Below are 16,912 nucleotides of genomic sequence, written 5' to 3' on the forward strand. Positions count from 1 at the left end.
TCCTAAGACGTCACAAGTAAGCTCGCTTCTTTTTGCCGTTTCAATTTTTTTGCGTAATAAGCCACTTCTTGCTCTGTCGCATAGACAAAATGCTCTGGGGCAATTTCTCTTAATGTCCGTTTTTGCCCATCTTCTGGTTCTGGTTGATACTTGATTCTTTTCCGCTGTCTTTCATGATCGGGATCTGGTAGTGGAATTGCAGATAATAAACTTTCCGTATAAGGATGAACGCCATGATGGTAAATCTCATCACTTGTTCCCATTTCCAATAAACGACCGTTGTGCATGACACCGATCCGATCACTGATATGTTTGACCATAGATAAATCATGAGCAATGAATAAGTACGTTAGTTGTTGTTGTTTTTGCAGATCCTGTAATAAATTGACCACTTGCGCTTGAATCGATACGTCTAAAGCCGAAATCGGCTCATCACAAATAATAAAACGAGGATTAACTGCTAAGGCACGTGCAATACCGATCCGTTGTCGTTGTCCTCCTGAAAATTCATGAGGGTAACGTGTACCATGGCTCGGATTCAATCCTACCGTTCGAAGAAGCTCATCTACTTTTTCTGAACGTTCTTCAGGAGACTTGACCAATCCATTGACATCGATCCCTTCTGCAATGATGTCACGAACTTTCATTCGGGGATTCAATGATGCATAAGGGTCTTGGAAGATCATCTGAACCTCACGGCGAAACTTAGCCATTTCTTGTTTTCCTTTTAGCTTGGTGACATCTTTTCCATCAAAGAAAATCTCGCCATCGGTCGGTTCATTTAAGCGAATGACTGTCCGCCCAGTGGTTGATTTACCACTACCTGATTCACCAACTAAGCCAAAGGTTTCCCCTTCATAAATATGAAAGCTAATATCATTGACTGCGTGAACTTCATTTTTCTTCCCAATATTGAAATATTGTTTTAAACCATTAACCTCTAGCAGTTTTTTTGGCATTCGTCATCCCTCCATTCGCTTTTTGCTTTTCTTCAAAAATCGCCCAACGACGTTTGATTTCTTCAGGTGGCTCTACTTTTGGTGCTTGAGGTGCTAAAAGCCAAGTTGCTGCTTGATGTGTTTTTGATAATTCAAAAAATGGTGGTTCTTCTTCTGCATCAATCTGCAAGGCATATTCATTCCGTGGATAAAAGGCATCGCCTTTAGGTGGGTTCAATAAATCAGGTGGTGAACCCGGGATCGCATAAAGCCGTTCATTTGCACTATCTAAGGTCGGCATCGAACCTAACAAGCCCCAAGTGTAAGGATGTTGCGGATGATAAAAAATTTCTTCCGAGGTACCGACTTCAATGATCTTTCCGCCATACATCACCGCTACCCGATCCGCTACATTTGCTACTACACCTAAGTCATGTGTGATGAAGATAATCGAGGTATCGATTTTCGTTTGGATTTCTTTTAGCAGTTCTAAAATCTGGGCTTGAATCGTAACATCTAATGCAGTTGTTGGTTCATCAGCGATCAAAATCTCCGGGTAGCAGATCAACGCAATCGCAATAACGATCCGTTGCCGTTGTCCTCCTGAAAATTGGTGAGGATAACTGTTGATCCGTTTTTCAGCCTCAGGAATCCCGACTAAGTTTAGTAATTCCAATGCTGCTTTTTGTCCTTCTTTTTTCGAAACTTTATTGTGTTTTCGCAAGGATTCAGCCACTTGTTTACCAATCGTCATCGTAGGATCGAGAGAAGTCATTGGATCTTGGAAAATCATTGCGATTTCTTTCCCACGAATTTTTTGCATGGCTTTTTCTGATTGATCGACAATATTTTTTCCTTTGAATAAAATCTCGCCCGAATCGATCGTAGCATTACTTGATAACAATCTCATGATACTTCTGGTAGTGACTGATTTCCCACTACCAGATTCTCCAACAATTGCTAGAGTCTCGCCTTTGTTTAAATGAAAATTGACACCACGGATCGCTCGGACTTTCCCAGCGTACGTATCAAATGAGATTTGCAAATTTTTAACTTCAAGAACTTTTGTCATATTCCTCACTCTTTCATTTTAGGGTCAAAGGCATCACGTAATCCGTCCGCTAGTAAATTGAAGCCGATCATGATAACAGATAACGTTGCCGCAGGGATCCATAATAGATATGGCAGGTACAAGAAAGTTTTATAGCCATCACTCAGCATTGTTCCCAATGAAGCAGATGGTGGCGTTAGCCCCAATCCAATGAAACTTAAAAAGGCTTCAAAGAAAATTGCCGATGGAATACTAAACATCATTTGAATAATGATTACACTGGAAATGTTCGGTAAAATATGTTTGAAGGCAATTTTCAATTTCGATTCACCTAATGTCATACCAGCTAACACATATTCTTGATCTTTCAGTTTCAGGGTTTGCGCTCGAACGATACGAGCCATCGGAATCCAGTTCGTGATCGCCATTGCTGCCACGATGGAAAAAATACCTGGTTCAAAAACAACCAACATTAAAATCATGACTACCAGATTAGGAATCCCAGATAAGATCTCTAAGAAACGTTGCATTCCGTTGTCGATTCGTCCACCTAGCAGACCAGAAATCAGCCCATAAGCAACACCGATCGTCACATCTAATAATGCAGCAATAAAAGCGATCAGTAAGGAAATTCGTGTTCCCATGAATAGACGACTTAATACATCACGTCCTAGACCATCCGTTCCTAAAAAGAAATTCACATTTGCTGGGACATTTGCTTGGGCATATTTATCGACTAACTCACCACCAACCATCGCTTTTCCATTCAATCCATCGATATTTAACCCTGGAATACGTGGGGGTAGATTGATGTAATCAATATTTTGTGCTGTTGGGTTGTGTGGCGAAACAAAGATCGTAACGATCGAGATCAAAATGATCACTGATAGTAAAATCATCGAAACGACTGCAGCTTTGTTTTTCTTTAAACGTCGCCAAGAATCTTGAATGAAATTTAGCGATGGAGCTGCAATTTGTTCTCGTTCTTCTTCAGTGTTTTTTTGTAGCGGAAGAAATTTATCTGCAGGAATATCTGCTATTGTTTCATAACGTTTTGGTATCAGTTCCATCTAGCTTCGACTCCCTTCTGAAACACGGATTCTTGGATCAACTAAACCATACAGCAGGTCAACGACTAAAATCACAAAGATCAACATAAATGAGTAAAGGATCGTTACTGCCATGATCGTTGGATAATCATTCGTCGTGATCGATTTAACGAATTGCTCACCAATACCGGGGATGGCAAAAATATTTTCAACTACTAACGAACCAGTCATCAAAGCAACTGCTAACGGTCCTAACAATGTCATTAACGGGATCAAACTATTACGAAGACCATGTTTAAAGGCGATCTCCCAACGGCTTAATCCTTTGGCTCTCGCTAATTCCACATAATCGCTGTGTAATACTTCGACCATTTCTGTTCGGATAAAACGAGCTGAATCGGCTAAAGGTGACATAGCCAATGCAATGGTTGGAAGGATCGTATAAATGAAGCCGTCCCATTTAGCAATCGGCAGTACATGCAAGCGGATCGCAAAAATATATTGTAATAAGACTGCAAAAACAAAGTTAGGGATCGAGCGACCCAAAATAGCAACCAACGTGGAAGAAGTGTCTGCCCAAGTGTTTTGCTTCATTGCTGAAATCGTTCCTAAGATCGTACCGATCACTGTTCCAAAAATAATCGCTTGTAGTCCTAGTTGTAATGAAGGTCCTACTCTACCAGCTAATAAATGAGCAACAGGCTGATTTTTAAATTGGAAAGAGATACCGAAATCTCCTTGAAGTAAATTTGACAAGTAAATACCATATTGGACGATCACAGGTTTATCCAGTCCAACTTGTTGATTCAACATAGCGATCGTTTCAGGACTCAAGCGCTCTTGGTTGGTATAAGGTGTTCCTGGTAATAATTGCATTAAGAAGAACGTGATTGTGGCAATCAACCAAAGCGTAATGGCCATAAAGAAGACACGTTTCAATACATATTTTAGATAACTATTCACTAATGTTTCCCCCTAGCTTTTGACTTCTGACAAATGTTTCGCTACATTATTAATGAATGAACCAAAGATAAAGGAGCAAACTGATGAAAAAGAAGTCTCTTCCCTACCTGATTGCTGGTGTCTTGATTCTCCTGATTATTGTAAAAAATAGTTTGAATCATCAACTAACACTCACTCAATTATCAAATGATTTATTTTTATGTGCGATGCCGTTTTTGATTATCGGCGGATTTTTATGGGTTTTTTCCTCGGGTTTCTTTGATCATTTTCAACGATCGATCTATTTAGCCCGAACAAGAAACCGCAAGAAAAAACCAGAATTTTCTTCACTCTCGTCTGCCAGCTATGGTATGTATACCTTTTGGCTGATCATTGCCGGAATCTTGCTTGCTCTTTCTATCGTGCTGGTGATTTTTTCGTTTCTATGATACGTAACCTTTAAAAAGTGGAGAGAGATTAAGACAACTGCCTTAATCTCTAGTCCGCTTTTTTTGTCTTAATGTTTGCCTATTCTTCTACATAAGTCCATTTGTAATCCCATGAAGCTCCTGCAGCGTGGTGGACAATTCCTTTGACTTTTTCATTGACTAAGTGTCCTTCTGCTTTTTGGTAAACTGGGATCACACCCATATCGTCTGACATGATTTTAGTTGCTTCTTGTAGATCCGCCCAACGTGCTTGCTCATCGCCCGCATCTTTATTCCCTGAGTCATCTACTACTTTGTCGTAGTCCGCATTACTCCATTGCCCACGGTTATAAGAGTTACCTGCAACAAATAGGTCCGTAAAGCTGCTTGGATCAGCATAGTCTGCTGCCCAACCGCCTAATACAGTATCAAAATCACCTGAAGATGAACGGTCTAAACGAACGGAGAATGGGACTGGTGTTGGTTTAACTTTTACGCCATCTAAATTTTCTTGGATTGAGTTTTGGATATACTCGATCACTTTTTTCGATGCATCATCATCTGAAGCCATCAAATTGAATTCAAGGGAATCAATGCCAAGTTCTTTTTTCGCTTTTTCCCAATATTCTTTTGCTTTGTCTTTATCGTAAGAAACAAGTTTGCCTGCTTCTTTCGCAAAATCTTCATTTGTTTCTGGATTTTTAGACATGTCCGCTGGGATCAAGCCAGTTGACACAACCGAGCCATCTCCTAGAACTTGTTTCACTAACGCATCACGATTGATTGAGTATGAAATAGCTTTTCTTAAGTTGACATTTTTAAATGGTGAATCAGCTTCACGTTGGTTCAACTCAATATAGCTCGTACGTGCTTCTTTGACTGACGTATATGCTGGATCATTCGCATTTTGTTGAGCGAGTTCCCCTGAAAGGATGACGTCATCTGCTTGTCCGTCTTTAAAGAGATTCAACGCTGTAGAAGATTCTTTGACCACGCTAACTTTGATTTCAGATAACTTCACTGCATCTTTATCCCAATAATTATCATTTTTCTTGTATGACCATTCAGTATCTGTCCCTGGTCCGTCAAAATCTGTTAAGGTAAACGGTCCATTGTATACTGCTTTATCGCTTGCTGAAGCGTAAGCATCACCGTTTTCTTCCACCACTGATTGTTTTTGCGGGAAGAATGATGGGAAAGCAAGTAAATATTGGAAGTATGGCGTTTGTTTCGTTAATGTGATTTCTAATTCATGATCGCCTACTGCTTTGATTCCTAATTCTGATTTATCTTTTTTGCCTGCTGTGATTTCTTCTGCATTCGCTACTGGAGCAAAAAGATACGCATATTCAGAAGCTGTGGCAGCATCCACTGTACGTTGCCAACCATAAACATAATCAGCCGCAACTACTGGATCACCATTGGACCATTTAGCGTCTTCACGCAATTTGATCTTGTAAGTCAACCCATCTTCACTAACTTCTGCCAGTTCACTCGCTCCTGCTGGTTGTGGTTTACTATCCTTATCTAAACGATAGATTCCCTCATACACATTATTTAATGCAGTGAAACTAATTGTATCCGTTGCTAAAGATAAATCTGCTGTTGGCATTTCTTGAGGTACGACTAAATTGAATACTCCGCCTCCATCTGTAGAGTTGCCACTCGCTGAATTACTACTTTTTGTATTTGCACTTCCGCCATAACAGCCTGCAAGTACCAGCCCACTCAAGGCTACAACACTAAATGCCCATTTCTTTTTCATTTCCCGTACCCCTTTTGTCGAAATTTTCAGAATAATTAGTTTTTTCTGAGTTGTTTAAGAGTTTAATGAATAATTATTAAAAAAGCAATACTTTTTTCTCGGTTTTTTTTTAAATAATGTCATTATAGTGAAATATTTATTGTTCTTTTCTGAAAATACACTTATTTTATAAGGTTTTATTTCTACTTGATAAAAAAATAAAATAATTTTCATCAAAAAAAAATAAATCGTAAAAACAGCTATAATGTTCGGATTTAGCTCATAAAAAGATTATAATTTTTTATTCTAACAAAAAAACACTAATACTAGAGAACAAAATGGATCGTTCATTTCTCTAATATTAGTGTCTTAATTTATTCCGTTGGCTCTCTTTTGGCCACTCGTTTTGCTAACCAAATATCAGGCTGGTTCCACCCATTCGCATCTGGGATCACACCGATGATCTGATAGCCAAGTTTCTCATAAAATGTATAGGGATGATGATTGATATTTTTGATTTCTTGTAACTTTGCAAAGGTATCTTCAAATAAATCCGTTTCAACTAAATTTGTTTGTCCTTCAACATCATCTGTCCCTAGATAGATGACCAGGCCACCATATGAAGCGACTTCTTTTTCCAGATAGGAAACCAATCGTGTCCCGATTTGTTGTTTGCGATGCGCGCTTGCTACTACCAAAGGATGTAACTCCCACCCTGTTTTGCCATATTGAGGGATCGCTCCAACAAAACCGACCAATTCCTCCCCTTCAATCGCCGATACAGCAATCCGTTCTGGAACCATCAACTGTTCGACTTCTTTCATCGGCTCTGTCCCATACTCATCAGGCCAAGTCAATCTTAAAAGATCTGCAAGCTGATCTCGCAAGACAATATTCTCACGATCAAACTCACTGATAATCATCGCTATCCCTCCCTTTTCTGCCTATTTTAGCAGTACTAGAAAGAAAAAAGAAAAGTTTATGCTTAAGGTCGTGAAAGAAGCGTTCAGCTCCGAGCAAATAAGAGAGGATTTTTTAAAATAGCTTCTCATATTTTAGAAAATCATCGCTTATTGCTGAGGAGTTGCTTCTTGAACGCCGTGAAGGAGGTCATAACAGAAACGATTTACTTTAAAATTTTGCTTTTTTAAATAGATAATAGAAAACGAAATATCAATTTTTATGTTTAACTCTCTCGAAATAAATAAAAATACATATAAGCATCTTATAATAAATAAATACCAGACCCAATATTTCAATACATTTCGTTATTTTTTATAATTATAATAAAGAAATATTGTATATAAAAGTTGACAAAAATTTAATTTAAAAATAAAAAAATTTAAAAAACAAATGATATAAATATTATATTTTAATAAAAATTAAATACTGATTTAATGTATAAATATGTATATTCTATTAAGATTATTACAACAAGTGCTTGTTACCAAAAAAATAGGAGAGTGATTATAGATGGAATTACATGTATCAAGAAATTCAAAATTTTTTTGTTTGGCAATGTCATTTTTGATGGTTTTAAGTCTACTGATTAGTACAGGTACAGTTGTTTATGCCAACGAGAGTACTTCCCCTGAAGAATTTCAAAAACAATTGAGTATGGATATCAAAAATAATCGATTACCCCTATTATCTGAGGATCAAAAGCAAATAGAAATCAACAAAATTGCTAAAGAGCTAGCGTTTATGCTTGAAAAAGCACCAATAAAAAATAGTGTTGGTGAAGTTATCGGAATTAATTTCACTAGAATTGAATCACAATTTCCTGAACAAATTAACTCAAATTCATATTATCTATTTAAGCAATTTTTCGAAAATGAACGCTCCATGCATGAAATCGATTCTATAAATGGAAGAGGCTTTACCGATTGTATGGGCAAGAGTATTAAAGAGTATGTAGGAGATACGATCTATATGAGTCTAACTGCTGGTGGATTATGGGCATTGATCCAGAAAAAAGCATGGCAAGAAATAGCTGCTCTTGTTTTTGAAGTAGCTGGTGCCGAATTTACCATCCCAGTAGTAGTTGCTGCTTTAGGCTTAATGAGTATCAAATGTTTGGTATAATGAATAATAGAAAGTTTCTGATATTTTTATCATTATCAATCATCTCAAGTCTCGCTGTCTTGAACGTGACAAAAGATATTCTGTATGCATTATCCTGTTTCGTTCTCTCATGGATATTGTATGGCATTGGGATGAACCGCAAGAACAAACAGTAATTTGAGGTTCTAAGAAAACTCAGCAAAAGACGACAAAGCATAAGGCTTTGTCGTCTTTGTTGTTTCTTCTCCATGGATGCTGGATATTAGCTAATGCTATTTAGTCGTTGCTTTTTCTTTTTTCATTTGTTTACTCCGTAATTGACCACACGCAGCGTCGATATCTGTACCGTGTTCTTTACGGATCACGCAATTGATGCCATTCTTTTTCAATACATCATAAAATTTCAGCACATCTGCTTTAGGACTGCGAGAGTATTGGTCATGTTCACTGACTGGATTATAAGGGATCAAATTCACATACGTTAATTTCTTTTTGTCTTTTAATAGATCCGCTAATTGTTGTGCATGCTCCGGACGATCATTGACTTGATTCAACATGATGTATTCAAACGTGATTCGTCGATTGGTTTTTTCAAGATATTCATCTACTGCAGCCATCAATTTCTCAATTGGGAAACTCCGATTGATCCGCATGATGGAGGTCCGAATCTCGTTATTTGGTGCATGTAATGAGATCGCTAAATTGACTTGCAACCCATTATCAGCAAATTCTTTGATCTTATTTGCCAAACCACTTGTTGAAACAGTAATGTGTCGTGCGCCAATTGCCAACCCTTTGGCATCATTGATGATGTGTAAGAAGTTCATGACATTATCATAATTGTCGAACGGTTCGCCAATGCCCATCACAACCACATGGGACACTCTTTCTCCTTCTTGTCGTTCATCAAAATAGTGTTGAACCATCATGATCTGTGCCACGATTTCTCCAGCTGTCAAATCTCGATTCTTTTTTAACAGACCACTTGCACAAAAAGTACAACCAATATTACAGCCGACTTGTGTCGTCACACATACAGATAATCCATATTCTTGTCTCATCAAGACTGTTTCGATCATATTTTTATCTGGTAATTCAAATAGATATTTGACTGTGCCATCCGTTGCTTCTTGAACCACTATTTGTTTTAACGGATTGATCACAAACTGATCCGTTAACTTTGTTATCAAGTTTTTTGACAAGTTGGTCATTTCGGAGAAGTCTTTGACACGCTTTTGATAAAGCCATTCCCACACTTGGGCGGCACGGAATTTTTTTTCGCCGTTTTCTAAAAACCAATTGGTTAATTCTTCGATTGTTAAACCATAAATGGATTGTTTTTCCAAAATCGTTTCCCTCTTTTTTTCAAAGTATCGCTACATACTATAACTGATTCTCACAACTAATGCAATAGTTCACAAAACAAAGATACCAAATCTTAGGCTGTTTATGAATGCTCCTCCTTTTTTAACTATCGTTTTTTTGATTTTTATGAATAAGTGATCAATCTCATAAAAAAACCGAAGAACACCCAAAATTACTTTTGGCGTTTCTTCGGTTTCATTGTTAGAACTGACAAGCACATACGCACTTTTTCTATGTTTCGTGATCCGTTGGCATCATATCCATTGGTTCTTCGACTTGCTCAATGAAGACTTTTCTTGGCTTACTTCCTTCTGAAGGTCCTACTACGCCATGTGCTTCTAATTCATCGACTAAGCGTGCTGCCCGATTATAACCAATTCTAAATCTTCTTTGCAATAATGAAATACTTGCTGTCTGCATTTCAATGACAAGTGCTTTAGCTTCTTCAAATAATTCATCTTGTGGTTGTTCTGCGGTACCGCCTGATTCTACTTCATCAGAAGGCATCATTTTTTCTTCATAATGTGCTTCTTGTTGATCTGTTACAAAGTTGACCACTCGTTCTACTTCGTGGTCAGAAATAAACGCACCTTGAACCCGTATCGGTTTGTTTTCACCCATTGGCAAGAAGAGCATATCCCCACGTCCGAGAAGCTTTTCCGCACCATTGGAGTCAATGATCGTACGTGAGTCCGTTCCACTAGAGACTGCAAATGCCATACGAGAAGGAACATTTGCTTTGATGATCCCTGTGATAACATCCACACTTGGACGTTGGGTCGCTAAAATCATATGGATTCCCGCTGCCCGTGCCATTTGTGCCAAACGAATAATAGCATCTTCGACTTCATTGCTGGCAACCATCATCAAGTCAGCTAATTCATCCACGATCACCACGATAAATGGCAAGGTAGGATGTTTCGTTCCATTTTCCAAGTTTTTTTGTTGGACAAATTCATTATAACCAGTAATATTTCTAACACCAGTAGCAGCGAATTTTTCATAACGTTCTTCCATTTCTTGAACGACTTTCTGCAACGCTTGAGCAGCTTTTCTCGGATTTGTCACAACTGGCGTCAAAAGATGAGGAATCCCATTGTACATGTTCAACTCCACCATTTTGGGGTCGATCATCATCAATTTGACTTCATGGGGTTTTGCTCTCATCAAAATGCTGGTAATGATCCCATTGATTGCTACCGATTTCCCACTACCTGTCGATCCGGCTACTAATAAGTGAGGCATTTTAGAAAGATCTGCGGTTTGGACTCGCCCAGAAACATCTCTTCCTAATGGCACTTCTAACAGCTTATCTGGATGATTGGGTTGCGCTTCGATGATTTCTCTAAATGACACCATGCTGATCTTGCTATTCGGTACTTCGATTCCGATCAATGATTTACCTGGGATCGGTGCTTCCATCCGAACATCTTTAGCCGCTAATGCTAATGCAATGTCATCCGTTAAACTGACGATTTTACTTACTTTGACACCCACTGCTGGTTGGACTTCAAATTTTGTCACAGAGGGTCCTAAACTTGCTTTGACGACTTTCGCATCTACGCCAAAACTTTGAAAAGTTTGTTCCAAGACTCCGATATTTTTCTCGATTTTTTTATACTCGTCACTTTGATCCGTCGTTTTTACTGAATCGAGTAAATCGATTGACGGTAACTCATAATCTTGATTTTCCTGCTCTGCTTCGATTTCAAATTCTAATGCTGTCCCATCATCTTCTAAGCTCTCTGCTTCTAACGGTTCAGATGCAGTAGGCGTTGTGACCGTTGGCTCTGCTTTTGGCATATCCATTGTCGCAGATGGGACAGTTCCTTGAAAACTATCGATCGGTACAAAACTGAGTTGTTCGGGTTCATCATCTGCAATTTTTTCATAAGAAGGCGCAGACTTTGCTTGTTGTTCAGCGGAACGACGTTTTTCCAGCTCAGCAATCTCAGCTTCTGCCGCTTCTTTTGCTGCTAATTTTTTCTCTTCTCGTGCTTTCGCTCGTTGCTTTTGCCGTTCTTCTTTCGCCGCTTGTTTCTTCGCTTGCTTTGCAGGATCTCCTTCCAGCAGTTCTTGCATTCGTTCTCCCATCACTTGCAAGCTATTGACTAATTGATAGCCTTCGATATTGCTAAATAAAATTGCACCACTTATTAATAATAAAATGGCAACAAAGTAACTACCAGGTTGAGCAATCAAGAAATACGTAAAATTATAGAGTGCTGCTCCAACCATCCCACCACCAACATTACTGCTGACTCGAGCATGCTGGATGTCACTTGCTAACAGATCCCAAGTGGTTCCTAGAATGTTTGGTTCGCCACTATGGAGTTTTCCGAATAGATGGGCATGTAAAAAGAGAAGAATTCCTAAGTAAAAAAGAATGCCTCCAAACCACCGACGGCTTTTTCCGATTTTAAAATCGGTATTTTTTACAACGACCCAAAAACCTAAAATAGCTAATAATATACAGAGAAGCTGATAAGTGTTCCCTGCAATGATCCGAAAACCATTTGCCACTAAAATACCTAAAAAACCTAGTTTTAAAAAGCCAAATACGGCAAATAAGATCAATGCAAATCCGATACTGATCGCAAGAAGTTGTTCCTGCTGCTGTTGTTGCTTTTTCGTCTTTTTCTTTTTCTTTGCAGGACGTTTTTTCTTTGCCATTTTTATCCCTCATTTCATCAAGTTCCATTATACAAAAAAAAGCGAGGGAACAAAAGTTTTGTTTCTAAGTTTAAAGTTTTTCTTTTCGAACCCTGTATTTATACCAAATACTTTAAGAAACTTTTTCAAATAACCAATGGCTAGATCCTGCACCCCTAGCGAGAAACTATGATAAAAAAACCGAAATTCCACAAAAATCAAGAAAGTTTTTGGGAATTTCGGTTCATTCAATTCATTTGGTTCATTCAGTGAACTCAATGAAGCTGGAAAGTTTTATCCTCACTGCTTCTATTTTTAGAAAAAAGCGATCACGCTTTATTTCCCTGAACGTTTACTATCAAAAAGGTCAGATCGTTGAGCCATTTTCTTTGATCACTTGTTGGTACCAATAATAACTATCTTTCTTGTAGCGATCCAATGATCCTGCTTGAGTTTCATCTTGATCGACATAAACAAATCCATAACGTTTTTGGTAGCCATTCAACCAACTTAACAGATCAGTGTAAGACCACGTACAATAGCCAAGGACTTCAGCACCATCTGAGATCGCTTCTTTAATCGCTTTGACATGACTTGAAAGGTAAGCGATACGATACTCATCGTGGATCTTTTTGTCCTCTGTCAATTCATCGTATTCCCCTAAACCATTTTCAGTAATCAATACAGGCATCCGGTAGCGACTCGTAATCCTTCTTAAAGCGATTCTCAATCCTTCTGGGTCGATCTCCCAATCCCAATTCGTACGTTCAACGAAAGGATTGTCGACTTTTTTGTACATCCCTGGGACGCCTGTTTCTTCAGAAGATCCTTTTTTCCCAGTGGTATTCATTTTGCCAGCTCCTACACCATCCAACGGATTAAAGGCATTAGTCGCTGTTTGATAATAGTTGATCCCCAAGAAGTCTGGTTTAGCCGATTCAAGCAGTTCTGCGTCTCCTTCAACCATCTCAGGTGCCCAGCCACGTTCTTCTAAAAATTTCATAGCGGCGATCGGGTACTTGCCCCACATGTAGACATCCATCCAGTAATGAGCCATCAAATCTTCCGCATTTTCTGCAGCTAAAATATTTTTAGGATCGCTGTTGATCGGATAATTAGGTGTGTAAGCAAAACTTGGACCGATTTTACCTGGCATTCCTAATTCATGAAACTTATTGATCACTGCTGCATTTGCTAAGTTAGCAATATGGTTCACTTGATACATCCGTTTTGGATCAGTAACACCTGGTGGATGAGCAGCTAATAAATAGCCTAGTGAAGTAAAAATATTTTGTTCATTCAAGCTGATCCAATAATGGACTTTTCCTCGAAAAGCATTAAATAATGTTTCAGCATAATTAGTGAAATCTTCAATGATTTGGCGTGATTCCCAACCTGCATACTCATCTTGCAAGGCTTGTGGAAGATCCCAATGATACAATGTCAACATTGGTTCAATCCCGTTTTCAATCAACTCGTCGATCAGCTCTTCATAAAAAGCTAACCCTGCTTGATTGATTTCCCCACGACCATTAGGAAAAATGCGAGTCCAAGCAACTGAAAAACGATACGCTTTCAATCCTTGTTCTTTCATTAAAGCAATATCTTCTTTAAAGCGATGATAGTGATCAACCGCTAGATCGCCGTTTGTTCCTTTAAAAGTTTTCCCTGGAATACGGACAAAACGATCCCAGACCGATTCTCCTTTGCCGTCTTCTTGCCAGGCTCCTTCAACTTGATAAGCCGCTGAGGCTGATCCCCAAAGAAAGTCTTGGGGAAATTCAGTTAATTTTTGGTGTTCCATCAATCTCTTCCTTTCTTGCTTCAATCCTTACTAAAAAAGGATAACACGAAACCCCTTTCAATACAAAAGGAGAAATCAATCATTGAACAATTTTATGATCATTGGAATTTTTCAGACAAAAAATAAGCAAGAATTTTTTAAAATATGTGTTTCAAAAATTCTTGCTTATTCATTTGGCGCAGGTTAATTTCATAGGTTTTATCGTGTGAACTAAGAGACACTCAAATTACCACGCTTCTTTTTAAGACACTCAATGATGTTAGATTGCCTGTTTACTTCTGAACGGGTGTCACATCTTCACCAAACCATTTGTCTGAGATTTGTTGGAATTCTCCTGTTTTTTCTAATTCCGCAATCCCTTCATTGATTTTCTTCACTAATTCCTTGTCTTTCTTTCGGGCACCCACGACAAAATCTTCGCTTTGATAATCCCCTTTGATCATATTGAACTGATCCAACTCATTTTTTTGCTTCAAGTAATAACCAGCATATACTTTATCCATCAATAACCCATCGATCCGTCCACTCTTCAAATCGATCAATGCTTCATTAAAGCTATCATATAAAACAGCATCCTGATTTTTTACAATATCTTTTAATATTTTTGGTTGTTTGATAAAGGCATCATAACCAGAAGAACCATTTTGAGCTCCTAGGATTTTGTCCTTCATTTGAGCAAAGCTGGTGATCCCTGATTTTTTCGTAGTGATCAGGACTTGTTCGTTTTGCATATAAGGTTTTGAAAATTGGACTTTTTTTGCTCTTTCAGCTGTTTTAGTATACCCATTCCAAATGAGATCAATCGTCCCATTATTCAATTCAAACTCTTTCATGGACCAGTCAATGGGTTGGAAAACGACTTTGATGTCATATTCTCTAAAAACTGCTCTAGCAAGGTCAATATCAAAACCTGTTAGTTTTCCTTCTTTATCACGAAACCCCATCGGTACAAAGGTGTCATCTAACCCGATGATGATCTTTTTTTCTGATTGAATCGTTGACCAATTGTCTTTATCTGTCTTCTCATTCCTACAACCAGAAAGAAAGACGATCCCTACAACTATCGCAAGTAGCAAACTGATTTTTTTCATCAAGTGTCCCTCCTTCTTACTTGTTTGGGATGACCTTCACGAGTTGATCTCCCACATTTTCCGCAAACACTAAATCATGGGTTACGATGATTTGTGTCACACCTTCTGCCTTCAATGAGACGATCAAGTTTTCTACTTGTTGTCGCAGCTCAGGGTCTAAGGCACTTGTCGGTTCATCATAAGCAAGAACTCGAGGATTCATTGCCAAGGCACGTGCGATCGCTACCCGTTGTTTTTGACCGCCAGATAATTGATAAGGATAATTGTTAAGTAAATCACTGATGCCAAGTGAATCGGCTAATTCCTGTGCTTTTTTCGTATACGTTTCTTTCGATTGCTTCAACACCATTTTAGGTGCTAAAGTGATATTGTCGAAAATACTTAAGTGTGGGAACAGTTGAAAATCTTGGAAAACAACACCTACGACTTGCTCTTTCGTTTTCAATTCAAATGGGTCAAAGGCTACACCATCCAGATAAAATTCCCCACTGTCTGCTTTTTCCAATCCTGCTAAGATTCTCAAAAGTGTCGTTTTCCCTCCACCAGAAGGACCGACGATTGCCATGGTTTGACCATCTGGAATGACTAGATCTAACGCGTTGATTACTTTCTTTTCTCCAAATGCTTTACTTACTTTCTTTAATTCAATCATGTCCATTCCTCCTAGCGATAATAGTTTAATTTTCCTTCTACTTGTTTCATGATGATCGTTAAGATACCGGTTAGTGCTAGATAGATGAAAGCCACCCCTAGTAATGGTAGCAATGTTGCATCACGTTCCATCGCAATCTTCCCTGCTCGCATAACGTCTCCTAGTCCTAAGATATAGATCAATGAAGAGTCTTTCACTAAGTTGATTACTTCGTTCCCAACCGATGGTAAAACGATTTTTGTCACTTGTGGGATAATGATTTTTGTGACGGTTTGAAAAGGACTCAACTGTAACACTTGCGCAGCTTCATATTGTCCTTGGGGAATCGATTGAATCCCCCCACGAAAAATCTCAGCAAAATAAGCGGCATAATTTAAAACAAAAGCCAATAATGCTGCCTCAAAACGGTCAAAGACGATCCCGATCGTTGGCAATCCATAAAAAACAAAAATCAATTGTAGTAATAACGGTGTACCACGCATGACCCAGACATAGGTCTGCAAGATATAACGAATTGGTTTAAAATGTAAAGACAATCCTAATGCTAAAATGATCCCTAATGGCAATGAACCAATCAAGGTGAAAATAAATAATTTCAACGTTGTAAGAGCCCCTACTAATAGTTGTGGCATGACTTCCAGCAAATAATTCATTTCTTTCTTCCTCCTTTTAAATAAAAAAATCCCCTTGACTCTCGTCAAGAGGACGCATCACACGTGTTCCCACCTCTGTTTGTTTCTTTTTCACAAAAGAAACCTCACGCAGTCATTCCAGAAAATGAGGTAAAACAAAAGTAATTGTTGTTGGACATTTACTTCACACGAAAATAAAAAAACGTCCTTCGGTCAAATGACCAAAGGACGTAAATTACGTGGTTCCACCTTTTTTTGTTAGTCCCTCACGGAAACTAACCTTATCTGGTCATCAAACAATGACCGCAGCTGTAACGGGCTTCCCGGATTTTCCTACTGTATTTCAGAAAATCGACTCCAAGATGTGTTTCACCATTAACTGCTATCTCTTTCCACCTGCCAGAGACTCTCTTCAAACATTTAATCGCTACTCTTCTTTTCGATGTCGTTGATTTTAACTTACGTGTAATTTACACGATTATTTTTCTTTTGTCAATTAT

At 38.4% G+C, this 16,912-nt stretch carries 14 protein-coding genes and 1 other annotated feature; of the genes, 2 read left to right on the plus strand and 12 right to left on the minus strand.

The genetic code is table 11. The features are described 5' to 3' along the window. Positions 1 to 2: 2 nt before the first annotated feature. The 4 genes from IGJ27_RS10500 to opp3b are packed head-to-tail and all read right to left on the minus strand — an operon-like array spanning position 3 to position 4,001. A complete protein-coding gene (locus tag IGJ27_RS10500) occupies positions 3 to 959 on the minus strand; it encodes an ABC transporter ATP-binding protein (protein WP_010720784.1) in 957 nt (318 codons plus the stop codon). After that, on the minus strand, positions 934 to 2,010 hold the full coding sequence (locus tag IGJ27_RS10505; protein ID WP_010720785.1) for an ABC transporter ATP-binding protein: 1,077 nt from the start codon (positions 2,008 to 2,010) through the stop codon (positions 934 to 936). Before IGJ27_RS10505 ends, IGJ27_RS10500 begins: the two co-directional genes overlap by 26 nt. Positions 2,011 to 2,015: 5 nt before the next feature. Beyond that, positions 2,016 to 3,059 carry an ABC transporter permease gene (locus tag IGJ27_RS10510; protein ID WP_010737155.1) on the minus strand — a complete coding sequence of 348 codons (1,044 nt, stop codon included), beginning with the start codon at positions 3,057 to 3,059 and terminating at the stop codon, positions 2,016 to 2,018. Beyond that, entirely contained in the window at positions 3,060 to 4,001 is a 942-nt protein-coding gene (opp3b, locus tag IGJ27_RS10515) for an oligopeptide ABC transporter permease (RefSeq protein WP_010720787.1), read from the minus strand. It abuts the gene before it with no gap. A gap of 83 nt (positions 4,002 to 4,084) precedes the next feature. Here opp3b and IGJ27_RS10520 point away from each other — a divergent pair, with 83 nt between their 5' ends. Next, positions 4,085 to 4,429, plus strand: a complete 345-nt coding sequence (locus tag IGJ27_RS10520; protein WP_010720788.1) for a DUF3899 domain-containing protein — start codon at positions 4,085 to 4,087, stop codon at positions 4,427 to 4,429. A 79-nt stretch (positions 4,430 to 4,508) separates the two neighbouring features. Here the strand turns inward: IGJ27_RS10520 and IGJ27_RS10525 are convergent, their stop codons facing one another. Next, complete coding sequence (locus IGJ27_RS10525) at positions 4,509 to 6,173, minus strand: peptide ABC transporter substrate-binding protein (protein WP_010720789.1); 1,665 nt, start codon at positions 6,171 to 6,173, stop codon at positions 4,509 to 4,511. Between the two features lie 353 nt (positions 6,174 to 6,526). Then, the gene (gene aac(6') / locus IGJ27_RS10530; protein WP_081128496.1) at positions 6,527 to 7,075 is read right to left on the minus strand and encodes an aminoglycoside N-acetyltransferase AAC(6')-Ii; all 549 of its coding nucleotides are present in this window, start codon (positions 7,073 to 7,075) and stop codon (positions 6,527 to 6,529) included. A gap of 550 nt (positions 7,076 to 7,625) precedes the next feature. Here aac(6') and IGJ27_RS10535 point away from each other — a divergent pair. Then, on the plus strand, positions 7,626 to 8,237 hold the full coding sequence (locus tag IGJ27_RS10535; protein ID WP_178305726.1) for a hypothetical protein: 612 nt from the start codon (positions 7,626 to 7,628) through the stop codon (positions 8,235 to 8,237). A 251-nt stretch (positions 8,238 to 8,488) separates the two neighbouring features. Here IGJ27_RS10535 and rlmN read toward each other — a convergent pair whose 3' ends face one another. The 6 genes from rlmN to IGJ27_RS10565 form a co-directional block, all read right to left on the minus strand. Beyond that, positions 8,489 to 9,562 (minus strand): 23S rRNA (adenine(2503)-C(2))-methyltransferase RlmN, encoded by a 1,074-nt coding sequence (gene rlmN / locus IGJ27_RS10540; protein ID WP_010737151.1) that lies wholly within the window; start codon positions 9,560 to 9,562, stop codon positions 8,489 to 8,491. Positions 9,563 to 9,812: 250 nt separating this feature from the next. Continuing rightward, the gene (locus tag IGJ27_RS10545; protein ID WP_034700630.1) at positions 9,813 to 12,254 is read right to left on the minus strand and encodes a DNA translocase FtsK; all 2,442 of its coding nucleotides are present in this window, start codon (positions 12,252 to 12,254) and stop codon (positions 9,813 to 9,815) included. A gap of 346 nt (positions 12,255 to 12,600) precedes the next feature. Continuing rightward, a complete protein-coding gene (locus IGJ27_RS10550; RefSeq protein WP_010720794.1) occupies positions 12,601 to 14,037 on the minus strand; it encodes a glycoside hydrolase family 1 protein in 1,437 nt (478 codons plus the stop codon). Between the two features lie 272 nt (positions 14,038 to 14,309). Further along, on the minus strand, positions 14,310 to 15,128 hold the full coding sequence (locus IGJ27_RS10555; protein WP_178305725.1) for an amino acid ABC transporter substrate-binding protein: 819 nt from the start codon (positions 15,126 to 15,128) through the stop codon (positions 14,310 to 14,312). Positions 15,129 to 15,144: 16 nt separating this feature from the next. Beyond that, entirely contained in the window at positions 15,145 to 15,780 is a 636-nt protein-coding gene (locus IGJ27_RS10560; protein ID WP_010720796.1) for an amino acid ABC transporter ATP-binding protein, read from the minus strand. An 11-nt stretch (positions 15,781 to 15,791) separates the two neighbouring features. Next, on the minus strand, positions 15,792 to 16,433 hold the full coding sequence (locus IGJ27_RS10565; RefSeq protein WP_010720797.1) for an amino acid ABC transporter permease: 642 nt from the start codon (positions 16,431 to 16,433) through the stop codon (positions 15,792 to 15,794). 200 nt (positions 16,434 to 16,633) lie between these two features. After that, positions 16,634 to 16,864 (minus strand) — a binding site (T-box leader). Between the last annotated feature and the right edge of the window lie 48 nt (positions 16,865 to 16,912).

It is taken from the genome of Enterococcus sp. DIV1726a, from assembly GCF_051710985.1.
GTDB classification, from domain to species: domain Bacteria; phylum Bacillota; class Bacilli; order Lactobacillales; family Enterococcaceae; genus Enterococcus_B; species Enterococcus_B hirae.